16 protein-coding genes are annotated in these 26,590 nt (G+C 40.4%); all 16 read right to left on the bottom strand.

Annotated elements, in window-relative coordinates; all coding sequences use genetic code 11:
- Positions 1-934: 934 nt before the first annotated feature.
- The 16 genes from AAW12_RS25480 to AAW12_RS11985 all read right to left on the bottom strand — a co-directional run bounded on the left by AAW12_RS25480 (position 935) and on the right by AAW12_RS11985 (position 26,589).
- Positions 935-2,335 carry a discoidin domain-containing protein gene (locus tag AAW12_RS25480; RefSeq protein WP_084823155.1) on the bottom strand — a complete coding sequence of 467 codons (1,401 nt, stop codon included), beginning with the start codon at positions 2,333-2,335 and terminating at the stop codon, positions 935-937.
- Between the two features lie 109 nt (positions 2,336-2,444).
- Complete coding sequence (locus tag AAW12_RS12055; protein WP_046673865.1) at positions 2,445-4,217, bottom strand: alkaline phosphatase family protein; 1,773 nt, start codon at positions 4,215-4,217, stop codon at positions 2,445-2,447.
- Positions 4,218-4,226: 9 nt separating this feature from the next.
- A complete protein-coding gene (locus AAW12_RS12050; RefSeq protein WP_046673864.1) occupies positions 4,227-6,236 on the bottom strand; it encodes a M60 family metallopeptidase in 2,010 nt (669 codons plus the stop codon).
- Between the two features lie 15 nt (positions 6,237-6,251).
- Positions 6,252-7,985, bottom strand: a complete 1,734-nt coding sequence (locus AAW12_RS12045; protein WP_197084026.1) for a LamG-like jellyroll fold domain-containing protein — start codon at positions 7,983-7,985, stop codon at positions 6,252-6,254.
- Positions 7,986-8,005: 20 nt separating this feature from the next.
- Complete coding sequence (locus tag AAW12_RS12040) at positions 8,006-9,595, bottom strand: DUF5008 domain-containing protein (protein WP_046673862.1); 1,590 nt, start codon at positions 9,593-9,595, stop codon at positions 8,006-8,008.
- Positions 9,596-9,610: 15 nt separating this feature from the next.
- Entirely contained in the window at positions 9,611-10,369 is a 759-nt protein-coding gene (locus AAW12_RS12035; protein WP_053003653.1) for a fasciclin domain-containing protein, read from the bottom strand.
- Between the two features lie 11 nt (positions 10,370-10,380).
- Positions 10,381-11,883, bottom strand: coding sequence for a RagB/SusD family nutrient uptake outer membrane protein (locus AAW12_RS12030; protein ID WP_046673861.1), 1,503 nt, complete (start codon positions 11,881-11,883; stop codon positions 10,381-10,383).
- A 13-nt stretch (positions 11,884-11,896) separates the two neighbouring features.
- Entirely contained in the window at positions 11,897-15,058 is a 3,162-nt protein-coding gene (locus tag AAW12_RS12025; protein WP_046673892.1) for a SusC/RagA family TonB-linked outer membrane protein, read from the bottom strand.
- Positions 15,059-15,087: 29 nt separating this feature from the next.
- The gene (locus AAW12_RS12020; RefSeq protein ID WP_156167631.1) at positions 15,088-16,128 is read right to left on the bottom strand and encodes a DUF5007 domain-containing protein; all 1,041 of its coding nucleotides are present in this window, start codon (positions 16,126-16,128) and stop codon (positions 15,088-15,090) included.
- 1 nt (position 16,129) lies between these two features.
- Positions 16,130-16,801: a hypothetical protein gene (locus AAW12_RS12015; protein WP_053003652.1), complete on the bottom strand. Its 672-nt coding sequence runs from the start codon at positions 16,799-16,801 to the stop codon at positions 16,130-16,132.
- A 14-nt stretch (positions 16,802-16,815) separates the two neighbouring features.
- Positions 16,816-18,333 carry a RagB/SusD family nutrient uptake outer membrane protein gene (locus AAW12_RS12010; RefSeq protein WP_046673860.1) on the bottom strand — a complete coding sequence of 506 codons (1,518 nt, stop codon included), beginning with the start codon at positions 18,331-18,333 and terminating at the stop codon, positions 16,816-16,818.
- Positions 18,334-18,354: 21 nt separating this feature from the next.
- Positions 18,355-21,288, bottom strand: a complete 2,934-nt coding sequence (locus AAW12_RS12005; protein ID WP_046673859.1) for a SusC/RagA family TonB-linked outer membrane protein — start codon at positions 21,286-21,288, stop codon at positions 18,355-18,357.
- Positions 21,289-21,725: 437 nt separating this feature from the next.
- Entirely contained in the window at positions 21,726-23,318 is a 1,593-nt protein-coding gene (locus tag AAW12_RS12000) for a M60 family metallopeptidase (RefSeq protein ID WP_046673858.1), read from the bottom strand.
- Between the two features lie 108 nt (positions 23,319-23,426).
- On the bottom strand, positions 23,427-24,422 hold the full coding sequence (locus AAW12_RS11995; RefSeq protein ID WP_046673857.1) for a hypothetical protein: 996 nt from the start codon (positions 24,420-24,422) through the stop codon (positions 23,427-23,429).
- Positions 24,423-24,427: 5 nt separating this feature from the next.
- On the bottom strand, positions 24,428-25,114 hold the full coding sequence (locus tag AAW12_RS11990; protein WP_197084025.1) for a fasciclin domain-containing protein: 687 nt from the start codon (positions 25,112-25,114) through the stop codon (positions 24,428-24,430).
- 11 nt (positions 25,115-25,125) lie between these two features.
- Entirely contained in the window at positions 25,126-26,589 is a 1,464-nt protein-coding gene (locus tag AAW12_RS11985; protein ID WP_046673855.1) for a RagB/SusD family nutrient uptake outer membrane protein, read from the bottom strand.
- Position 26,590 lies beyond the last annotated feature (1 nt).

The raw sequence follows: 26,590 nt of genomic DNA, 5'->3' as shown, positions 1-26,590 counted from the left end.
ACCCTTCTTTTTTTCATGGTTTCTTCCTGCGAAGCAACCGTCCCTCCCTTGCGGAGTGGTGCAAAGATAGGGAGATTATTAACAAACTTCCAAGCGATTTGTTCTTATTTATTTCATTTTCTCCTTAACTGCCTGTAAAGGTGCGAGATTCTTTTTCATTTTAGTACACAGCTATCCGCAAGAAGAGACGAAAAGGGTTTCCTGAGGAATTTCAACACCGGCTGCAGCGGCAAATATAAGCAGCCAATACCGGGAACGGGGTCCCAGGCGCAGCAGATGGGCAGACGGATATCGATAGGGCCGGAAAATTGTGCCGTCGGAAAGATCGCAGCGGAAAGAAACAGCAACGCAGGATATAACAATGGACGGGATAGCGGGAATACCCCCAACAACTGGCACACGAAAGCCGCAGTACAATGCACACTGGATAAATTGCGCAGCCGATAGACAAGGACGGCCAGAAAAAATGGCAGACCACAGGACGCCGGAATACCTTCTTTTGCAGCTAGACTTTTATACCTGTTTACTTAGGTTTAGTTTAGGGTTTAGTTAGGTTTAGTTTAGGTATAGTATAGGTTATAGCTAAGCAAACCCTAACTTAATACTAAGCTAAGTATAAACAAAAGCTAGACTAAGGAATAAGCAATCCTCAACTCTTTTTTATTTACTGGGGAACCATTGCTCATTTAGGGCAAACTAGGGTTACCCCCAGAGAAATCACAAAAATAATTGCTATTATCCAAGCCCTAGACAGATCCATCGAAGTGCTTATTGGACTAGTATTGGTCCCTTTGCCAGGCAATGGAACGTTACAAAAAAATCCCCCAGAAAGCTGCTTGCTCACTGGGGGATTTCAAAATCGGACATCTTATCCGGACATTTGGATTAAGCCGGGTTGTCTTTCCTTTGTTAAATCGAAAAACGATCATTAAACTTAGTAAGCATACGCTCTAAATTCTCCTAAATGGGTAGATAAAGACGTACCATTTCGTGATGCTGTCATTGTAATTCGAATATAACGTGCATTGACCGGTGCCACACTATAATCTTGCCAAGCCGCAGGGCTGTCTGCCGAGTTAAAGTTCAGATCTTTTCCAATCATCTTCCAATTCACTTTATCCAAAGAAACTTCAATATTAAATGTTTTGAACCCATTGGTATTATTATAACGTCGGATCATGCCAAAACGACCGAAAGCCTCTACCTTAGCCATATCGATGATAAACCAATGGGGGTATGGGGGTTCTCCATCAGACCAGGTCGAGTGCCAAAAAGTAGTAATATCACCATCAATTAAGCTCTCCGGTTTACCGTTCTTTTCGCCTTCTTCTGTTTCGACCGAAGATGCCGATGCTGACCAAAGTGCTTTATTCACCAATCCCAATGGATTTACCTGTTTTTGCTGGATGGGCGAGGTTAATCCTTCGGTTTTCAAGGTATAGGCAATCGCAGTTGCTTTACCTTGAACATCAAATGATAGTTTACCTTTCACATCTGTACTCTCTGCTAAAGTAGCGGTCTTCTTTACCCCATTTAACTCATATTGCACATTAACAGTAACTGGATCCTGCGTTTCATTGTCCCACGCTAAAACAAGATTATTCCCGTCGATATAGGGTACAACTGTTGGCCGGATCAACTTATAAGTTAACAAACCAGGAGCCATTTGGGATTTTCCGGTTGCCGTTCTCTTCCATTGGTCATCCTGAAATTTCAAGGAAAAATCTATCTTTTTTGTTTCATCGGTTAGATTCGAAATCGTCACCGTATCTTGCATATTGCCCTTCAGGTCTACTTCAAAAGATTTTCCCTCAACCGCATACGACAATTTCCCGGGGATCTCACGCTGAGAAGTATTCGGAAAGATAAATGTTACCCCGCCTGGAATAGCTTGTGCTGACACATTCGCCACTTTATAATCCGCCTCATATGCTCTTGGACTTAATGTGGTTTGTGTCACTTTAGAGCCGGTACCATCTGACGTAAAATACTGTAACAAAAAGCTATAGCTTTTCAATTCACTTAAATGAATGATTGTTGGATCACTAAACTTAGTAATATCCAATATTTTATCCGCAGCACCATCTTTATATTTGATCTGAGCTTTTACGACACGATCAGATAAAGTAGGCCAATGTATTTCTATATTTTGATTAAAGGCCGATACATAAGTCAAATTCGTTGGCTTTGCTGTTGGTCGTGTTTCAGTTACAACAGTTTCCTGGTTCCCTTGCTGTGGAAATACCAATTCCTCTTCTTTACAACTCCCAGTACTTAGCAAAAAAGCTCCTAAAATAGCATTAAATGCCCAGCTCATTTTAAAATTCCTTTTCATCGATAAATAAAGTTTATTCCATCAATATGATGGAGTTTAGTTGTGGTTAAGGCTTACTTAATAATACTCTATAAAGTAAACCTTAATCACGGATGGTTTCATAATCTATTTATTTTTGCTCAGACAGCAGAAATTCAACCTCGTATTTATTTAAAAATACTTGTCCTTCCAGTTTCCAGTCTTTTAAGGTCCGTACTTCCAACCAGTAAAATATCTGTGGGAAGAAGTCCGCTGCCTGAATAAATACGGCATTTTCACCCAAATCACAAGGCACCACTTCCGAAGTCATTCTCGATTGAAAAGCTCCACTAAGCCCCATTGCACTCTTGCCTGACACTTCGTTCTGAATCGAACCGCTTTCAGTAGGCGACATCTTCCAATAGCCTTTTAAAGTATTGGCAAACGAAGAGCTAGTCAATTCATCGGCAGAACATAAAGAATTTCGAATTTCATCTTGTGTAAATGCCTTATTAAATATAGATACATTCGACACATCAAAATCGACCAAGTCATAAGATATGTTAGGTCTATAACCGAAAATCAAAGGATCAGTCGTTTTTATATTGGCCACATTCATCCCTGATGTAGTTGTTTCCTGTGCTAGTGTGCCATTATTATAGATCTTGATATTAACCTGGTCATTGCCAATCGCTTTGATGACTGTAGTCATGGTATACCAGTCGCCGTTAACTTTCGCTGTCTGACAGGTCGCCTCCTTCACCCCATCACTGATCTTCACCTGCAAATCATTCCCCCAGGTATAGTACATCCATCCCGGCGTAGCTGTAGAAGTGTTTGAATCCTTACCAAAAATACCCGAATACCAGTAGTTATAGGTATTTGGCTGATAAGTCGATGAAATAATTGTATTGTTCAAATTAAATCTGAAGCGGGCAGAAATTGTTAATTCTTTCGTCGTTGCCAAATCATAATCACTTGAATTCCCAACATTTCCACTTACTGCTCTTACCCCTAAAGGCTTGTTTCCAGTACCGTCGTATCCCCACATCCGAACATAGCTCATGGGTTTCCCGGTCAGCTCGGCACTTTTAAAGTTTTTATTCTGAAATATAGCAAAGGTATTCCGCTCTTGCAGCGTGTTACCACCGTATGAACGTCCAATACCACCATGATTTGATGTTACGACAATCAACCAGTCTTCATTTTGATAATTTTTGCGTGCAGCTAGTCCCTTCGTTATTTCGCCGATATACCCATCAATTTTCTTTAAGGCATCCGCGTAGTCACTGTTACTCACTGTAAAACCACCTTTTTTCCCTGCATCCAATAAAGATGTGAACTGTACGATCATAAAATCCGTATTTTTGGTATTAAACAGGTCTAGTACCTTTGTCTTTACGTCTTCGTCAGTCGCTCCATTATAGGTTTCATTTGCGCTAACAAGCAGTTTGTCATTCAATGCGATCGACCGTGATACGACTGTCGTTTTCAGCGAAGGCGCTATCGTTGAGATGCGATACAACATGGAAGGATAACCCGCCACATTCTTATGTGGGTCATCTTCATCCGGTTTAGGGATATAAGAATCATCATTAATTTGGTGATTGGAGTAGGTCACTCCACTCATCATCGTCATCCAAGCAGATGCATCACCGGTATTCTCATCAGCCAGTGCATTAAAGGTATACTTACTTGTCTTGATCAACTCAGCCATATTAGCTGGGACGCTCTTTTTTAATTCCTGCCCTACCAGCCCGTCCACAGAGATAAACAGCACTTTCCGTTTAACCGCTTGTTGCAGATTCTGCTCATAGTCTTCATACACCGCCGGCGGATTAGCATATTTTGTACAGCCAACCAATAACGACACCGCAGCTACGACAAGAACTAAGGCTTTCTTTATATTGAATAATCTTTTCATAACTTAAGTTTATATATCGTAAAACACCCCTAACTCAGCAATTGCAACATGTTCTGCTCCACCAGTATTTGGATCCGGGAACACAAATTTCACATACTGAGCCTCTACTAAATTTGGAAACGTAAACTCCTTCAATGCTTCATTCTGAGCAGTTGTCTGTGAAGTGCTAGCCAATGCAAATGCGCCCATATCCGTCCAATTTTTATTATCACGGCTGATATAAACTTTAACTTTTGTTGCGAATGTCTGTCCTTTTCTATTTTTATAATAAAATCCTTTGAATACATTGACTTCTTTCATATTCATTGTCAATTCTACAGGTAAAGTAGTCGGGATAGAACAGCCAGACCAGCAAGTATGCCAATAGGTATTTGGATCGCCATCAGTCATTGCACTGAATTTACCGGTACTCTCGTTTGTTGCTGTAGCGACATTTGCCGTAAATTCAAACAGACCACTTGGTAAGAAATAGCGCGGTTGCAATACGCCGTCGCCGCCCGTAAACGTCAAAGGATTGTATTCCCAGATAGACCTGTCCATCGGAGGATATTTTTCACGCATCTCGCGTTTGGCCGAGCTACTTACCGGAATACCCCAAGCAATAAAGAACCGATTAAAATCTTTTCCTGTAAAGTTACATAGCTGGCGATAAAAGTAATCCCGTTTGCCTTGGTCCAAAGAACTTGTAAAGTTTTCGTTGCGCGCTTTGCTATAGATATACGGGAAAAAATCCCAACCTGATTCTCCATTTTTACCCTTTGTCTTATCAAAGATTTGAAGAAAAGGTGTTAATCGAGCAAAAGGATCATCAGCGTCAATTCCCAATTCTTCAGGAAAATTGGAAAAGTTCTTCGCAGAGGTCAGCGCTGCAAATTTCAATGCAGCAGGAATTGACGTCTTTAATGCAGGATGAAAATCAATTCGTGAAGTCACACCGCGATTGCGCGCTGCGTTAAAAATAAACAGGTTGTTTGTCGTCTCGCCCAGATCCGACCAACTCCAGGCCCATGTTGCTTGATAATTGTGCCCGACCTCATGGTATGATCCCCATGAAGTTCCTTTTCTGATCGTGTTGGGATTTGTCAGTTCATCCAACCAATATTCATCTTCTTGCATCACCCATGGGCTACCGCTATGCGCATAACCTAATGATGGGTGAATATCCATTACACCTCTTTCCCAAAATTCGGGATAACGATTGATGGGATTCGCTGCATCAGCAGACAACCCCATCCAATTATAATAATCTTTGACATAGGTATCGTCCCATAACCGTAGCGCTTCATCCACTTGATCCATTTTTCCGGACTGGATAAATTTAACGACGAGCGAGCGTGGGACAGAAAAAGCGACTCGTTGGCCTATAAGGTCCATCCAAGGAACATCCTGCGACAACACTTGTTTTTTCCAATCGGCAACAACAGATTTACCTAGAATAAAGTCTGTAGATTTGACAGCGCCAGCTACTTTAATGTTAACAGGTGTCGTGCTTGCTTTCTGATTAGTAATCCATATCGTTCCACCATAGAGGTTCTTGATGTAATTTGTTCCCGGGAATAATTCCTTTCTGGTGTACAGAATAGGATCTCTCCTTGGAGCATCTTTACCGGTGATGTTATCTGTATGCACTCCCACCTGCACGGTCATGCCAATAGCACCTTCAGGCACAGTAATCCGAATCACTTCGCCGGCAGGAGCATATAGTCCTGTCGTATATATTGGCGCAGGTGTTACACTAACTTTATATTCATAGGAGGTCACATATTTTCTATTCATCAACATAGAAATTGTGGTATCCTTAACACGAGTGACATTTTCTCCTACCAGGCCCGGATATATCCGAGCTCTATGGTATAAGCTCTTATCGGCTTTGCCCATGGTTGTATCCGACTGTAGCGGCGTTTCTGTAGAATCTCCAGATTGATAACCATCTGGAAACTCAATACCATATTTACTGCAGGAAGAGGCACAGGCCATCAACCCAACAAATAATCCAAAAACTAAATATCTCTTTCTCATTAGGTCAAAATTTGGTTATTTTCTAATCTGTGTATAATTTGGCGTCCAACTCTTGCCGTCCAAATTCCATGATGATTCTACCGATACTCCCAGCCATTGATAGATCATAAAAGGAATATCCACGGCATTCGGCACTAGACGATAAAAAGATTCCTCAATTGGTGGCTGAAAAAACGGAACCAATTCATTGAAACTTGTCCAAGCAACAGGGCCTGTTAGTTTAAAGTTACCCGCTCCATTCCCCGTTTTTTCTGTCAATACAGTGGTATTGACATCGTCATATCCAGGCCAATATCCCTGAAGATTATCCCAGAATGGATATGTTTCATCAATATGAGTCACCCCTCCGTATCGCTTTACTTCTTCGGCCGAAAAGGCGCGATTATAAACTTGTACGTTACAGATAGAAATATTACAATCGGTATTCCCATTTCCAGGATTATATCCCAGTGTCAACGGGCTAGCATTATTTAAATTATTCCCATTAGCGCTTACTTGTGAAGATTTACCAGAGACCGTGGCATTGGTTCCATCGGTGTAAACATAGACAGAATCCTTGCTTCCGCTGCGTTTAATAACGGCGGTCAGTGCATGCCATTCGCCATCATTTATACCAGGACCGAATGCCTGTCCAGCGATTGAGCTATTAAAACCCCAGTAATTTCCTTCTAAAAAGAAGTTCCAGCCTGCTCCAGTAAAGCCCTCAACACGTTTTGCAAAAAATATCGGGTAATAATACTCGGAATTGGCAACATTGTATTTCAAAAAGAGGGTCATCGTCCAATCAGTTCCAGTACCCATATTAAATTTATTCACATCAGCTAGTTTACCAACGACCTGATTATTGCTCGCATAGGTATAACGTGTTGCATTTGCTACAAAAGGAATATCTTTTGAGTTTGGTCGAGGAACAATTTTCCGCGCAAACTTTGGCGAGTAGAACAATGTATATGTATCTCTTTTGCTATCACCATATGGTGTAAAATCGGTTACAGGATCTGTAGATACCCCACCCTGAGCTGAGGTGATAATCACGATCCAATTTTCTGTATTAAAGCTTGCTCTTTTTTTGATCGTTTCCCATAAGGATTGAACTTGTTTGTCCAAGACATTAATTGCAGCCACATATTTTGTGTCTGAAGCCGAATAGGCAGAAGATTTTCCAGCCTTATCCACCTCGGTCAAATGGATAACATTTAAATCCGATTCGGTATTTGCCAATGACGATGTTGCGACAGTGACTACCGCAGCATCATTACTTTCCACCTTAACTTCGGCATCTTTACCCAAGGCAGCACCATATTTTGTATCAGAGGTGAAGAGACTCGACTTACGGCTTGTCGCGTTTTGCTTCAACTTCGTGAAAATTGTCGGATACTTATTCAAGTCGATCGAGCTCAAATCCGTACCGACGACCTTATTTTTAGCACTATTAACACCCGTCAGCAATGCAGCTGTAACCGATTGATTGGTTACCTCAAAATCGGTTGTCGGATCTGCCAAACTACCATAGGTAACTAAACCATTGCGTGTCATCAAATCAATATTCGTAGGGGCAATATCCTGCATGGCTGGACCTGAAAGCCCATCAACAATCACCAATAGCACCTTATCACGGCTTTCGGGACTATCCTTCGCTTCATTAAAATTTTGCAGCAAATTGGGAAAATCCTTATTACAAGCACCCAATACCATTAAGGCACCAAGCGCTAGAGAAATATTTTTGAAAGTTTTAAAATACTTAATCATAACCAGTTTCATTTGTTGGATTAATTCTTGATTTCCAAACGGAAGAAGTTTCCTACTGTCTTTTGTCCAAATTGGAGAATATTCCCTCCTAGCAATAAGGCAGGTTCACCTACAGCGGATTTCGTCTCGACAACCTTAGCAAGGTCGCCGGTAAATGGTCCCAATGCATTGTATTTTTGCAGCAATTCGCCATTTTTTTCCAAGATCAATAAATTTGCCCTTGGCACACCGGCATAGCTTTGTTGCGTTCCGTCAATAATGATTTGTCCGTTATTCAATATCTGTGCATAATTGATAATTCCAGCACCAATATCCTTTAGAATGAAGGTTTCATCAACCGTTCCATCCATATTCATCAAGGCAATATTATTTACCTTTCCTGAAGCACCAGCACCTGTGAATATGCCCGAAACAGCTAATTTTTTCAACGTACTATTATAGCTTACCTTAAATAATCGGGTAATATTTCCTTTTAAAGTAAAGGTTTCATCCAATGAACCGTCTGATTTGATACAAGCAATTCCGTTGGCTGCCTTACCATTATAGGTGGTAAATGAACCGACGATGACAACTCGTTCATTATCTATCATGGCCGCATCCATAATCCGTCCATTGGCACCGGCATTATTCAGCGCAAATGTAGAATCCAAGGAACCATCCTCTTTCATGCGAATGATACTCTTCGCGGTCGAGATAATATATCTACGGGAGTCACGGGAAGAATAGTCGTAATCAATCTTATAATGCGATGTAAAGTTACCAACGGCAATCACCTTATTGTCAGCAGTCGTAAAAGCCCTAACAATCATATCGTTTACACCACCATTAAAGGCCGATACCGTATCCAATGAATTTTTGGGATCACTACCTGGATTGATCACTTCTACAATCATTGAGTCAATCTTACCATCATTATTGACACGAACAATGTTATTAACCGCTCGTTTTGCAAAAGTTCCCATAGCACCGGCAAAGATAAATTTACCATCACTTGTCTTTGCGATAGATCGCACAAAACCACCACCGAATGTCCCCTGTCCAAAATTCATATTAGTACTAGTCTTGCCATTCGCATCTATAAAATGTACCCCGTTGCGATAGACTTTTTTATCCACCGCTTCATTTTCGAAGTTATAAAAGGCCCCTGCCACAATAAAACCACCTGCATTCGGTAAAATATCATATACCCCACCTCGAAATCCGTTTACCATCCCATAGTTTTCGTCTACAGAAGTATTCCCCTCAATTTCCAGTCGTGGTCCATAAAAAATTTCTTCACCCACAACGATTTTGGCATTTCCGGAGGTAATCTGTGCTGGTATTCTAATCGTGACAAGTGAGTCTTTCGCAGAAACCACCTCTACCGCCGTGTTATTAACAAAGAAGTTGATCTGATTTAATTTTCCTTTTAGGCCTTTCACATAAAAATCCACCAATTCGCCAGGTTTGGCCACCCCTGGTTCTGGATAGTTGACATAAAACCCGACTCCCAGCGGTTCTTTACCTCCTGCATAGGGATCTGTTCCGGTTACGATATCCTTGTTACAAGCAGCACATGTGATTAATACTACAAGCAGGACAGCTATTTTGGTTATTAAATTTCTTTTCATAGTAATATCAGATCGTTATTTTATGGGAAGTACACCCAACAAGTAAGCCTCATCTGCAAATTCATAATTCTGAAATCCAAAGGAATGTTTCGAAAATTGCAGCACATGTAATACACCATTGGTCGGTTGAATATCCGATGTTGCTACCGGCGCGGTAATATAAGGGACAAAAAAATCCTTAATCTCATCGGGTACACTAATCGAATACGGAAAATTCAAATATAGTTGACGATAACCCGCATATTTAATGACCTGTGTACCCCCAGAACTTTCGTTCTTACTGACAACATCATTATAGAGCACGCCAATATTCATATCGCCGCCAGCTAGACTCTTATACACCCCACCTGGAAAGGCTGCCAGATTCAGTGTATCGATCTGGCGATAATCTTTGGCTACATTCTTCCCTTTAAAAATATATCTGGACAGGTATTTTCTCCAAATTTCCGGTCTGATTTGCTCCAATTTGGTGATAGAATCCTGTCCTGAACGGAATAATGTCTGATTCAATAACCACACAGACTTTAAGATACAAGGATCAGGGGGAGCAAAGAAGGTTACTTCATCATTTTTCAGTACATCATCCAATTTGGCTACTTTCAACGCAACCATTAAGGTATCAAACAAATCTGGTCTTGATTCCAGATAATTCCAGATTGTACCATTAAACTTCGCTTCATAAATACCCGTATCGATATAATCTTCCTTTTTACACGCCGAAAACAGTGCAACTGCCATCAACAGTAAAAAAGTATATTTCCAAATCTTTTTCATGATCTATTCCTTTAGTTCCAGTAATTATTTAATTGCATATAGGGGTTATTTGTCAAAGCAGACTTATCAATTGGCCAGGTCCAACCACCCGAGTTAAAGGCTGCAACGGACATCGGTGCATAGGTGTACTCCGAATTAATGACTTTTTTCGTACGTACCAAATCGTAAAAGAAGTTTGCTTCTCCTAAGAGCTCTCTGACACGTTCCCACCAAATCGCATCTTTCAAATCATCCCCACTCTCCCGAATAGGAGCTGCTTTAGCACGCGTACGAATGACATTGACAACAGTCCTTGCCTCTTCATCCTTGCCTAATTCAGCCAAGGCCTCTGCTCGTAATAAAATTGGGTCAGGATAGCGGAAGACCATTTGATTATCATCGGGATTGTTATCTTCGCCCTCTTCCATGAATACGTTTGAAAATTTGAGACATTGAAAATCTCCATTTGTCGCATAGATATCTTTATCAAACCAGTATACTTTACGCTGATCATCCACTGTCGGTGGATACATCTTTTCCATAAACTTTGGATCGTAATAGATATAGGACTTTGTGGTCACTTTATTTGGTGCATGGAGCACATAATCCGAGTAAGATGCCGACAGGTGAAAACTTTCGCCATAATTAAAGTTTTGCACAATCTCAAACAGACCTTCCTTTGTACGGCCTTTAAAGATCTCTTTTGTTCTGCTAAGGTCCAACAAAGCATAAGCGCCGCCATTTTCTTCCATCAGCTCTCTTCCTAGATCGGCAACTTTCTGATAAAGCACTGCTTTATCCTCCGTTCCTAGACCCGCAATCCACATATTAATATGCATATTAAGTGCGATTGCGGCCCCACGCATGGCCTTCACAGCCACAACAGAAGGATCATCATAAGTCCAAGGCAGGTCTTTATAGGTGGCATCCAAATCGGCCGAAAGGTTTTTTAATACGGTAAACATATTTGTCCGTGGCAAAGGATTGGTATTTACATCCGTATAATAAGGAACATCACCATACAAACGTACCATGAAAAAATAAGCTAAGGACCGTAGAAAAACAGCTTCTGCTTTATAAGATTTTTTCATATTCTCACTAAGGAATGGCATATCCTTATTTTCTATTTGATAGATTACAATGTTCGCATTCTGCACCATCTTATAGAAGTTATTCCATTGCGTTATTCTCGGAAAGCCAAAATAAGAGAAGTCATTTTGTCGAGCCATTAGACCATTCAGGTCATTGTTTTTAAGATAGCTGATGTAATCCCTTCCCGATCCACTTGTTGCACTTGTTCTGTTGGTCGGTGCGCAACGCAAATCGCCCGATGCTGGAAAAAAGATATTAGACATGGTTGCTTCCCGAAAAGTGGAATAGATCCCGCCCATATACTGATCCACATCTGCTTGTCTGGTCCAATAGTTATTTCCTGTCAATTTATCAATCTGTGTAATATCGAGGAAACCCTTTCCACAGGAGCCTAGCCCTAAAGAGGCTCCTAGTATAAATAGATATAATAATTTCTTTCTCATGTTGTCTTTGAACTTAGAATTGTACACTTACACCCAATGAATAGGTTCTTCTACTTGGATAACCGTTTGAACCATCACGCCCTACACCTGTTACCAGTTCTGGATCTGGTCCAGAGTAGTTACTAAATGTATACACATTATTTGCTGTCAGGTTGATGCGGGCAGATGACACCCCAAAGCGACGTGCCCATCTTCTGTCAAAATTGTAACCCACAGTGACCGAATTAATTTTCACGTAAGAGCCATCCTCCATAAACATGGTTGAATTGTAACGGTATGGATTATACAATGATAAACGTGTAAAGTCTGAAACATTTGGATAATCCGCATTGTCACCCAACTGACGCCATACATTATAAGCATCCAAAGGAACATAAGCACCTGGTGCTCCAGCGCCGTAGTTCTGTCCACTTGGATCCGAATAGTTCCGGAAGCGATCGGTCAAAGCTGTATTTAAGATATCACGATCGATGGTATAGGATAATTGCGTCCGCAAAGACCAGTTTTTATAACGTGTATAGAGGTACAAACCACCTGTGATTGCTGGCTGCGAATTGCCAACATAGACCAAATCATTTTCGTCGAGCACATAGTCACCATTTAGATCTGTAAAAATAGGATCTCCAGCACGAAAAAATTTACCTTCGTTCATTTGGCCTCCTGCTCGGTAACGCAGTCCCGTTAATGGATTTACAGGTACTTGATCGTCCGCTTTATAAACGCCTTTATAATCATATAAGACAAAAGTAAATGCATTACGACCCAAACGATAGAATTGAGGAAGGTCATACCCTGATCCATCTGCTTGCACCAATTGACGTGCTCCATCTGGCAGCGAAGTAACATAATCTCTGTTTATCGCAAATGTTGCGTTCGCATTCAATTCCCAATCCGAACTTGCTAATTTTGGTCGATACTGAATACTTAATTCATGTCCTCTATTCACCATGGCTGTCTCGTTGGTCAGCACGTCAGAAAATGCGTTGTGATTCGCAATTGGCTTCTTGCGTAAAATTTTATCCGATTGCTTGTAATAAGTTTCGTAAGTCACATAGAGTGAGCTATTAAAAAAACCTAGCTCAGCAGCCATAGACCATTGGGTAGTCGATTGTGGAACTAGTCCAGGGTTTGGTGCAATGGCCAAATCCAATGAAGTTGTTGGTCTATTGTTATACCGACCATCATCAATCTTATACCAACCGTAGATATCCGACAAAGTTCCCGATGGTGAAATTGTCCGTCCGACCGATCCTCTCAAGAAACCTGTATCCCACCAGCTCACATTTTCCATAAATTTCTCTTTCTTGAAATTCCAACGCAAACCCGCCGAAGGATTTTTGGTCCAAGGTGTTGCACCACCAGTCAACGAGCTACCATCAATACGATAAGTCAAATCAAGAATATACTTTGAATCGTAATTATAGGAGAAGCTTCCCGCATAAGCCACTGATCTAAAATTATTCAATGAGTTTAACAAACCTCCAAGTGTATTTCGTGTATTGTAACTGATTCCCGTTTGAAATTGATCATTGGCCGTTCCACGAATTTTCGATAGGTCTTCGGAGGACGCGGATATTTCCATTTCCGTAAATCCATAGACACTAAAAAGATGTTTTTCTTTAATTGCTTTCACATAGGACAATTGATTCCGGTTATAGACTTTACTTTTGTTGCTATAATAACTATATACTTCTGAAGAGTTGCCCAAAAGCACCTCTGGTGTATAACGATCTTTTGTCGCAGTGGTATAATTATAGTTTAAGGTAACGGATGCGCGCACATCTTTAATAGGGACATACTGCAATTCTAGCTGCCCAACGTAATTTCCAGTTTTATTCTGATCATCTACACCCAATGCGGATAGCGCCCCCATACTTCCAGAAAATAGCGAAGGCGATGGATACAGCGAGGTTGTATTGACCGATTTACCTACTCCGGTTTGCATTAAGGCATTTCCTGAACCCATCTTATTTTGCGCCACATTGACATTGATATTGGTCATCATTCTGAAACGATCACTCGGCTCATATTGCATATTGGAGGTCATTGTGTATCTTTTAAAACCCGTATTCGCGATGATACCATTTTCATCGTAATAGTTCATATTGGCTTTGTAATTGAATGTACGTTCTCCTCCGGAAATACCAATATTATGTGTCTGGTTCATGGTATTGCGATAGAAATAAGACTGCCAATCGGTTGAATTATTATAATAGGGATTCAGGGAATCGGCCAGTATTGGAGAATCGTTGATACGACGTAGCGCGGCAGCCAATGTGGTATCATTCATCAAAATTTGTTCTAAACGAACCATACGTTCTCCCTTACCACCAATTACGCGACGCAATTGCGGCACTGCCGACAAGAAAAACTGACCTTGATAGTTTACGATAGGCACTTTTGAATTACCGCGTTTGGTACGCACCTGAATAACACCATAAGCACCACGCGATCCATACATCGCCGTTGCCTGTGCATCTTTCATGACGGTAATATCTTCGATATCCTCAGGTGGAATCATGGAAATTGGCGATACACCAGGGCCTGCAGTCTCAAATCCATATTCATAGCCCGAATTGTCATCGATAGGAACACCATCGATAACGAATAACGGCGAGGTCGGTGTCACAAAGGTATTATCACCGCTACCCGAAACATTGAAATTGGACATCCCCCGTACGGCCATTGTTCCGCGCATACCTGGGCTACCTGTATTGTTCTGAATATTTAAACCCGCAACCTTACCTTGTAAAAGGTCAACAAAGTTACCAGAGGGAATATCCTGTATTTCCTTACCGGAAATTGTTACCACGGATCCCGTCAAGGTTTCTCTTTTACGTTGCTGGTACCCGACAACAACAGTCTCTTCGAGCTCCTGAGCGGTCATTTCCAAAGTTACATTGTATTCTTTTTTCCCAGCAACAATCGTATATTTCTCTGTACGATAGCCCTGATAAGAAAATACCATAACCCCAGTGTTTGGGATTGAAATTACAAATCGCCCATCTTCGCCGGTTTTCCCTAAATCTCTTTTTGGGTTCTCCAGACGTATGGATACGCCGCCGAGCGCCCTATTATCGTTTCCTTTCACGACACCCTTGATCATGGTTTGTGCCCAAGCCTCCCCTACAAACAAGGTGCAAATGAAAGTAAATAGTATGCAAATTTGTTTCATAATTTTTAAGCTAATTAGTCCGTCCATCATCATTCAAATTTTGGTGTTTCATTGGTGAAGCGAAACTGTATCTCCCAATCCCCCTCCTCGTAGATCGCAAATGGCATCTCGATCCCGCAATCTTCAAGAAAACCAAACTGCCCTTTCCGACGGAATTTGAAATTCATTATGGCATAGGTGCCATCGCTTGAAGAGTAGTCGGTTTTAATCGATGCCAGTGGAATAGGATAAGCTACGTCATAAATCACCTTTCCATTTTCAAATCTATGGTTGAAACCATGCACTAATTTATCCCATTCTGTCGCTGCAAATTTCTTCACATCAATTGGGCGATTCAACGAATCCAAGAAACTGATGGTCAATGTTTTACTTCCCGCACCTTTGCTTTCCAATTTATTGAAATACACATTGATTAGACCTGGATAAATAAATTGATTCGTCCGTTCACCATACAAATTGTTGGTTCTGCTTGGGTGCGTATACGGTAAAGGTGATAAACCGGTAACCGGATCCATAATACTTGGTTCAAAAGCACGCTCACGATAAGGCTTCAATTTGAAATTTCGCAAATATCTGCGTCCACCAGTGTTGCTGATCTCAATATCAAACACGTAACCAGAATCTGGCTGTGCTTTGACAAAATTCGAGTTAACAGCTTGGCCCCAGAAGTTTATATTTCCCGATTTCTCCAAAATCTCAAGCACTGGACGATATTCAACCTTACGTTTGCTTTCAATTTCCGCAATAGATTTTTCCTCTCCACTATAAGCCTTTGTCCAGATTTTCACCGGAAATTTATCTTCAAAAAGTGTTGAAGGCTGTCCATCGATATCACGCACATTTACAATTTTAAAATTGAGGGGTTGTGATGTATTCTGACCAATATTGACAATATTATTGTAGAAGGTATTTCTTCCTAACAATGGCATAAATTCATTTGTGCTATACACCACGTCAGTACCGAGTGAGTCTTGGTCATCCGGAATATACTTATTACATGAGGCTAGCATGAAAAGTCCCATCCCGAGCACCAATAACTGTTTTGCCGATTTAAATATTTTCTTTTCCATGCTATTTGTTTAATAATTTAGCGAGTTTACTAAATCCGAAATTATGACTTGGCGCGAGTACATGTAACATCCCATTTTGTGTACGGATATTCACCACAGATGTTGCGCTTTCCTGCCAGTAGCGCTGAAAAATAGACTTATTCATATCGCTCAATATGATCTGTTGTTGACCGCCGCCTATAATTCCCGAAGCAGATGTCACTTTATATTTTAAGGTCATATTATAATCGTCAATGGCTTTAATCACTTTCCCTTCAACAAAATCACGTAGGTAAGGCGTATCATATTCACCATCAAAGGCATAATGATAGGTCAAGGAATCAAGGATCAATTGTGGAATATCTTCGAGATAAAGTGGAGATCTGTTTCCCACTTTACGTACGCCGTTCATGGCGTCCAAAGCATTGGTAAAACTGCTGTTCGTCATTGCAAAAAATGTCGTTTTTGCATTCGCATCTTTCAACTTAGCACGTACCGAAGGGACACGATCCAAGACTAACAACAAGGAGTCATACGTACTACCCTGTGATTCCAAAAATTCCAAGGAGGTTCCGTTAAATTCGGTATACTTAACCTGAAAATCTTCATAATAGGTATTCCCTTTTTTACAACTAGCAATACCTAGGAATAGTACGATTAGCGATAAGCCTAAAAAAATATGTTTGTTTTTCATGATTATCTATTCTATTATTTCCAATATGAATTCTGCACCAGTTTGGAGTTTCTCTCGAGTACGTCCGAGGAGATAGGCCAATAGATTCCTCCTTTTTGGATCAAATCATTCATGACGGGATTGTTTTTCTTAATTTTTGCCAGACGTATTTGATCGTACCATCGCCAGCCTTCCCCCATCAATTCGCGTCTTCTCTCCAAAAAGATCTCTTCCAATAAATCTTTCGGTGAGTTACTGATATATGGTTTTAGACCGCGACGCTCCTTAATCACATTGAGGTATTTAATGGCATCATCACGTTGGTTGAGAACCGCTTTGGCCTCCGCTTGCAGTAAATAGATTTCTTCAAGGCGCGTAAAAACCAAGTTCGATCCAAAAATGGAAAAATCAGAATCACCATTACCATTACGGATGACCTTGATTTTACTAAAAATTGGAATATCGCCGTTGTAATTGGTAAAGTAGTTGGTCCGTACCAATCCCGATATAGAGTCAATACCGAAACGTGTATCGTTGACATCATCAAACAATTTATTGATGGTATCCCGACTGACATAGATATCCGGTTTGGCTTTGGTAACAATTGGATAACCTAAAGTCAATGATTCAATATGACCTGTATTCGTCGCTTCGCCCAATTCGTAGGAAGAGCGAATCGCTAAAATCTGTGCTCGGGTACTCGGCCCGAATAGACCATCGCTTGGATTCACCAATGCAGGCGTCGTCATCAGCTCAAGATTCGCCTGTGAGTAATTATCGATAACAAATCGAGAATATACCTCCGCATTGATGTATTTTCCTTGCCAAGCGGCTACATGTGCCAACAGGGAATAAGCTGTAATTTTATTGACCAATACACCTACCCAAGTACCATAGTTCTCCCCATAATAACTTTGTGTCCCTACAGCATACCGATAAGGTAAATCCTGCGCCGCTGCCAATAGTTCGGTTTCTGCAAAAGCTAAAACAGTTGCTTCGGTTGATCGCGCAAGCTCCACAAAAGAACCGTTATCATAAGAATCTTTTAACAAAGGAACATCGCCCCAGATACGAACCATATAGAAATACATCAGGGCACGGATTGTACGTGCCTGCGCAACATCATATTTCATATCGCGCTCTGTATATCGCTTATCTTTGGCCATCACTTCGGGGGCCCGTTCGATAAAAAGTGATGCTGCATTGATGACCGCATAAAATCTACGCCAGTCTGTGAGATCTTTAAGTAAAGGATAAGCTGATCTCAGTTTATTTTCTTGGACGGCACGCAGATCAGCGCGGGAATACGGTGTAAAGTCACCGTAGCGCATCTCTCCATACACCCAATGCCCATAATTATCAACCAATGCTGCCCGCATCAGGCCATAAATGCCCATCAAGTGCGCGCGTGTATCAGATATGGACTGCCATTCCAGTTTCTCGGAGCCGAGATTGGATGCAACGATATCCAATTTTTTATTACATGAACTCGTAAAAGCAGTGATGCCCAGTGCCATCAGGAACATGACTGCCCATCGATTATATCTTTTCATACTCTTTCTACTATTAAATTATTACAGATCTAACTTAATACCTAATGAAACCATTGGAGATAATGGCAAGCCATACCCCGTATAATATCCATTAAAATCTATCAGTTCAGGATCCGCACCTGAAAACTTGGAAATCGTCAACAAATTGGTACCTGAAACGTAAACATAGGCTCTACGAATGCTCTTAATCTTGTCTTTTACATTGCTCAATTGAGCAAGATCGTAGCCTAAAGTCAAGGATCTCAACTTCAAGAAAGAAGCATTTTCCAAAAACAGATCTTGATCCACACGGTATGCAACAATCGGACTCCAAGGGTTATAAATTGGGTATTTATTGATATCGACATCTTGTTGCCAGTGGAATACTTCGCGAATCCCATCCAGAGAGTTGGTATTTTCGGTATTGATAAAGTTATACTTATTGGAAGCACGCTGATTTAAGGCTTTCTGCCCGAGCGCAAAATACCATTGCATATTTAGGTCGAAACCTTTGAATTTGAAATAGTTTTGAAATGAACCTGTCAGCTTAGGCATTGCATTTCCTTTCAGGACACGATCTTCGTCATTGATTTTAAAATCTCCGTTTTGATCTTTCCAGATTGGATCTCCCGCTGCAAAATCCACCCCGTCAAACTGCATTTTCTGACCGTTTTGAACTGGGATACTCGCTTCGGTGTCATAAGTTCCCCGGTTTTCGTATAACCAAAACCGATCAATGGCCTCGCCTACTTTTAATAGCCTATTACCAACCTTCAACTGTTGGCGTCCCTCCGGAAGTGCTATCAATTTATTTTGATTGTAATTTAAGTTAAGCGATGTATTCCATTGTAACGCTTCTGGATTGGCAAGTAGTTTTGCAGACAGATTGAAATCCACACCCGTGTTTTTAACACTGAGCCCATTTACAATTTGTCCAGAATAACCGTATTCAGCGGGAATGGGTGAATTAATCAATTGATTTACATCCTTCTTTTGGTATAAAGAGACGTCAAAATCAATTTTTCTCTCCAATAAAGTTCCGTCAACGGTCAATTCGGCATGGTCTGTATAGGGCCATTTGATATCATAGCCTACCCATCCTTCAGAATAAGGTCTGGATGCAACAGCAAAACCATTATAGGACACCAATGATTTTTCTGATCCCCAATTTAGATCAGCCGTATAATTTGGTCCGATAGCAAACTTACTTGTAAATACCGGTTTCCCAATTCTCGCCCAGGAGGCCTTTACACCCAAATGGCTAAATAAGTTTTCTTCATTTTCGGGAATCAAATGGTATTTCGCTGCGAAAGATGGTGTCATCAACCAACGCGAATCAGGTTGCATTGTTGAAGAACCATCATAACGTAGAACGGCATTTAGATCCAGAAGATTTTTATATTTATAAGCCGCGGCTAAGTACAGGGAATGTAATCGGAAATCTTCGCGGTTACTATAACGATTCACATATAACCCGCCTACTGGTGTCAAATAGCCAGCGTTATTAGGGTCGCCATCTACAACGTTAACCTTGATAAAATCATTTGGTCCATCATAAGCACGCGCATAATTGTAACGATAGAGATCTTGCGTATAAGAAGATCCTAAGGTCAAATCCAATTTATGCTGTTCTTGGAATTCCAAGTTATATTCCAAGCGGTTATTATACACCAAGCGTTGATTAAAACCAAAATAACTCGACATATAGTTATTGGTTTCCATCAATGAACCAGGGAAGAAAGCTTGTCTAACTCCTTCAGAATAATCAATCCCCAAGGAAGTATTAAATTTTAGATTTTTGAGAAAATAAAGGTCTAATGTGACTAAGGAATTCAAAAAATTGACCGTATTTTTATCTAAGGCAGCTTTATAGATGTCCAGATATTGTGCGTACATTTCCTTGTTTGGCGAAATAGGCACGGAAAGGTCAGGAACATAAGATGCTTCGCCGAATCGATCACGGAGACTACGATTCCGATCTCTCAAGCTGCGGCTTGCATTGATGGTGGCACCAAAATTCAACCATTTAAAGGGTGCCATATTGACGTTAAACAAGGCATTATACCGCTCGATATTTGTTTTGTCGGCTGAGCTTGCGTTCTTGGTATACCCCCCTACAAACGAAAAATTTGCGCGATCATTGCCCCCACGAATACCTATGCTTCCACCATAAATAGGTGTATTTTTATAATACTCTTCATTCCAGTTTGCTGGTCCATAATAATTTACGTTCGTCGAATCACTCAGATAACCAGGATAGTTCATACGATCCGTGACCGATCCATATTTATTATAGAATATTGATCGGAACATGTTTTCATATTGCGCATTTACAGGTGTTACTACCGGTTTTGTTGCTAGGCCAACATAGGTATCAATAGAAATTTGGCGCGCGCCCTCCCGGCCTGGTTTGGTAAGAATCCAAATAGCACCATTGGCAGCTAATGGTCCCAATTTTGCTAATTTAACAGGATCTTTTATTACCTCAATGGACTCTACTGTTGAGAGGTCTACACCAGCAAAGTTGTCTGTTCCTGGACCAATACGATTAAATTGATACTGTTGAATTGAATACGCAAAGTTGTTGTCTCTCGCAATGGGTATCCCATTTACAAATACCGCTGGTTGTACATTAACCGCATCTTTGATTTCGAACAATGGCGATCCTAAGCCCCGAAGCACCATATTCTTTGGCGTTCCTGGTTCACCTGTCGCTTCTTGTACGTAGAGACCGGCAATTTGCCCCTTCAAAACCTCCGGAATACTGACGAGAGGCAGTGTTTCAACGTTTCTTAAATTGAGACTGTCTTTGACACCCTGCTTTTGTAACAAGGTAGCCAATCGTCCTTTAAGCAATCGCTTGTCAACCTCATTGATTTCAGAAGTATCTTGTTTTGAAGTCCAAAAGTTAAGGTTGTTAGCCTTTACATTTGGAAACATAGGGACAAGAAATAAAAAACAAAATAGTCTTTTCATTCGATTTTATGTCTTTAGGCATTAAAAAAAATTGGTATTATTCGGCTAGCAAATAAATTAAGTTTCGGCATTAATTAGGTTGGACTTTATGTCCTGTAAATAATTGATAGTATATAACAATGATATAATAATATTTCTAAAGTCATACATAATAGCTGGAACGAAATCGATTGCGCAATTGAAGCAAACGTTTGCATAAATTATTCTCCATTGTCTATATCGCTGGCAGTTTTATAATTTTATGAAAGAAGTAAACGAAGTCATTCTATTTTATTAACAATCCAGCATATTTTAATGCATTCATTTTTTGACTGTTTTTTGTCACTTAGTGAAGAATTATGTAAGGATCGTCGTGCTATCCCTGCGTATTTTTTGGACAAAAAAAAACTCCGAATTGTTGATCACAATCGGAGTTTTGTCTGACATAAGACCGCTACCTAATCTCTTAATGCTGTAAGATCAACCTTAGGTTTGGGCAGGTTCATATTTTTAATTTCCAGACGACAGGCATCAATCATTTCCTGCGTCATGGTATAGGTATACTTTCCATAATCGTCGTATTCCAAGGTACCAACAAAAAAGAATCCGTATTTATCAAAGAAATCCGTCAAATCCAATTTGGCCACTTCGCAGGCTGTTTTAACAAAGTTCAGCTGATGAACGGCAGGATTACGCTCCCCCATCATGCGATCGGAGCTCCAATCTGAACGCTGTCTTCTTGGTTTATTCATATTCTGCTGACGGAAAGCCTCAAATAGATCGGCATAAAAATCGGGGCGTTTTCCCTCCCCCTCAAAATAGAGCTGTAACTGCCAAAAAGGAATCAAACGATCGAACACATCTGGATCGGACAAATAAGAAATTCGTTTTTCAATAATATTGGTCTTCGCTTTCTCAAAATTGTTCTGCTCTGAAACCCGAGTTTTATTACCAAACGAACGTGTTACATATAAGGAGAAGAGGTTGTTGCTCACTTCCCCCAAACCACCCCAATTAAACATTGGACGTGTCTGGTGTACGTGTCCTACCTCATGACTGAAACCCCAGCAAGGATCCCCTTTAATCACCGATTCCGGCGTTACCACCATCTTCATCGCGTAACCAACTTTATCGCCCATATAGGCAACACCATCACCATCACGAAACATATAATAATTATAGTTCACCCGCGCTAGAATACGATTTTTAGGTACTTTATTATACTTCTCCAGTCCCATTAAGCGATGTTGCCTATACACCAGCGAATCGTAATTACGAATTAGCTCGACGCCTTTTCCATAAGCATACTGTTTCAATGCCTCGATTGGATAAGCGGTCTGAATATGCTCGCCTTTTGCATCCATAATGGGGAATACAGCATGATCGACCAGACTATTCCACTCCTTATTTCCCTGCTTTTTAAGATCAAAGTAACCGTTTACCTGCCCTGTCGGGAAATGAACTGTAATCGGGTTTTCCTTTTCAGGTTCGTCGGAGAAATAGTCGATATAGGCTAAACTTCCGTAATCATCAAGCTGGATAATATTCACGCCATTCTGTAATCTGAATTCCTGTTTTTCCAGTCCCCAACCTTTTGGATCCTTTGTAGGCTCTTGCGGATTAGGGGCTTTTCGCAACCAGTTGGGTACAACAAGATTTACCTCTTTACCTGCTGCAATACCGTCCACGATAACAATATGTTTTCCTTTGGGAAGATACACACCGGTCATATTTTCATATTTACTATAACCGTCCCCAATACTTAATTGATGCCCTAATGTTGTCGGATTCAACAAGGCATAATAGGTTGCATACTTATACTCCTTATTATAGTTGCCATTAAGTATAGACTGCGCGACCCGGCGCAGGGTAGTATCAGCAATCTGATTGAGTTGCTTTTTCTTAATCCCCTTTTTTAGTTTTAACGCTAAAGGATCTTCAAATACAGCAAGATCGGCATAGGTTTGTTTAAAATCCTGAGCGGTTTGAGCTTTTAGATTGGCACTCGCCAGAAGCCCCAGCCCAAGTAACACGATTAGTTTCTTTCTCATAATTACTATAATTAGATTACGACATAGTATAATTAACATATCTAAAGCCGTAATAAATAGGAAACAAAAAAGGTTGAATACCTAAGTATCCAACCTTTCATTTTAAAGTTAATTATATACTCTCCTCGTGACCTGCGGCACGATCACATCAATTTGAAAATTTCCGCTCTCAAATGTCTGAAAAGAAAACCTCGCATTACAGGTATATGTATTATCTAGGATTCCCAATGCATCGTCAAAATGTACAAATTTGGTAGGGATACGATAATAATAATTGAACCCATTCCCTAAGGAGACCAAAGGGAATGGCACTACCCCGTATGTAAATTCGATACGATCATCATACAATACAGTGCCGACAGCATAATCCTGCATGGTCTGCAGGTACCCTCCTGCAGTCCCACTCTGTGGCCGACGAGTAATTTCTCCTTTTTTTGGATTGAAGACCGCTCCATTTTTATCCAAAAAACGTACTGTAATTTTATTGCCTTGTTTTGATAATTGCGTTACTTTAATATGGCTAGCATTACTGGGAATCGATTTTGATTTTGTTTCATCACCCACCATAATCGCAGAGGTAGAACGTACTGCTGGAACTTCAAAGGCCAACGCAGGGACAATTTTAAATTCTGCAATTCCAGGAAAAGACTTTGTGCCAGCAACGTTATTAACGTCCACATCGAACTTATACAACCCGAGAGGAAGATGCACAGTATTGTAATTTGCTTCTAGTTGTCCAGAAACGGAATTTAAGGTGATCGGATAAACCATAGAGTCCACCTGCTTTGCATCAATCAAAGCCTGTGTGGTATCCGTCTTAGGATCATATGGTTTTTTCCAAACTCGCTGCTGGTATTTTGTCAGAAAAAGACTAGTCACATCTTCGCCAGTTTCACTTTTATAAATCTTGATCAATTTAATTGTAATCGGCTTGGTAGAGCCTGCTGGATTAATTGCATCTGTCACAACTGGTCTTCCCTGCTTTATTTCCATCGGCTGCTGCTCATAACGGATAATGTCACTTAAATTGCCATCGGGAATTTTTTTACAACCTAAAATAGTCCCCAGGCTTCCAATCATTAAAAAATATAGGATCTTTTTCATAACTTTTATCGATAAAAGAATAAGATATGGCTATTGTTCAATACGTGAACAACGCCCGTTGTCGTTTGTGCATTTGAGGTTTGCACACGTGTCCTAACTCCAATAGGGAGCGCGATGTCTGACGCTGGCACATTATTATCTAGTGCCTGGAATAAATAGGAGAAGTATACTATTCGAGGTCGTACCGACGAAGCTTCATTATATCCTAAATTAGTGTCGTCTGTCGGTTCATATGAAACAACTACATCCTTACCTTTTGCATTTTTATATTTTGTACCATTTTCTGTCAAAAGATCATTTTGCAACGTTTGATTCACAATATACATATCGATAGAATCTGCAAAACGCGGCAATTCATATTTAATCATAGAATCAACAGTCCATTTCTTTTCTGGATCAATACGTTGCATCGCAATAGATCTCGCCTGAACATAATTGTAAATATCATAATCTGTAGGAGCAAAAAAGGTAATACCTTGTTTGTTAATTTTATCTTTTACCCCAGCTTTATCTATCAACATGATCACCGTATCGAACACGCCGTCTTTATTACTTTTTAGCCAGTCATATGTAGTCATATTTATTTTAGGATTATGCAAATCCCCACCAACAAAATATCCATCCTTTTTACAGGAATACATCATCGTCCCCAGGACAACTACCGTCAGTATTATATATATAAGTCTTTTCATTATGTTGTTCATTAATGATTTTTCCACCATGGGTTTTGTGTTAATTTCTCATTTTGTGGTAACAGATCACGCATGTTTAGCGGCCAATAATACCCTTGGTTAGCTATACGGTCTGCTGTGTAGTAACCCGAATATTCACTCAATTTACCTAAAAGCCCCATACGAATTAAGTCAAATTGCGTAGCTCCTTCACCAATTAATTCCCGTCGACGCTCATTGAAAATCTCTTCAAACAACTTTTCTCCACTCAAACTGATGTCCGAAAGTCCGGCACGTTTTCTAATCTTATTGAGATCTCCCAACGCCAGATTCTCCTGCCCAGTCTTAGCATAGGCTTCGGCACGTAATAAATAAATGTCAGCCAAACGCAGTAATACCAAATTATTACTCACCGCATAATCTGAAGTATTATTATTATAATACTTCACAACATCATATTTTTGCAACAGCCACACATTGGCAGAAACTTTTCTAAAAACAGCTGTCGGCCTTTGATCAGTTGAAGCTGGATCTTGTACTTTAAAGGACTCATTCAACAGATCGACATCTATTGGCCATGCAGAAGATAAGCTTTTGCTTTTTATCGTCGGGTCAGCAAGAAAGGCATTAAAGAAATCTTTAGTGAATTCATTTCCACTGTCTGAATAGGTCATTGGGAGTTCAAAAATCGTCTCTTCTGAATCTCCAGCCCAAATACTCTTATAATCTTTAATATCAACCAAATCAAAATCACCTTTGATTACTTCGGTTGCCATTTTTTCAGCATTTACATAATCATGGCGCCAAGCGTAGACATGTGCTAACAGTGCTTGTGCAGCTGCCTTGGACGCAAATCTTTTTGTAATCCCTTCATCCAGATTATCGACGGCATATTTTAGATCTTCCGTACAAAAATCCAATGTCTCCTTTTCAGGGCTTCGTGCCATATCAGGAATATTCTGCGGATCGGTAAAGACATTTTTAGTCAATAATACATCGCCCCAAACACGCTGCATATAGAAAAACGTATAGGCACGCAAAAAACGGGCTTCAGCAATAGCTTTTGTTTTTTCAGCTTCACCTCCTTCAAATAGGTTATTATCCATTGCTTCTGTATGTTCGACAATCAGATTACATTGGTTAATTATTTTATAAAATCGTGTCCAATTCCACAATGATCCTTCCAAATAGGGGGCATAGCTAAACTTAAATCCTCCCGCCTTAATCAGACTGGTATAATTCCAGTAATCACCACCAACCTGAAAATTTCCGGCAGCTAAATCTCCAAAAATAAAAAACGACCGACTATTGCGAAGTGCATCACGTAGCAACGAATAAGCGCCTAATTTTGCGCGATCAACATTACTGCCGTCTTTCCAAAAAACATCATCGTATGTACTATTTTGGGGTTCCAAGTTAAGATATTTCGAACAGGATGTTCCAAGCATCAAAATGCTTGCTATCCCGATATATTTTCCAATTGTTTTTAATTTCATC

The organism is Sphingobacterium sp. Ag1 (assembly GCF_000988325.1).
In the GTDB taxonomy this organism is placed as follows: domain Bacteria; phylum Bacteroidota; class Bacteroidia; order Sphingobacteriales; family Sphingobacteriaceae; genus Sphingobacterium.
The sequence above is the reverse complement of the archived record's forward strand: the minus strand, read 5'-3'. Positions and strand labels throughout refer to the sequence as shown.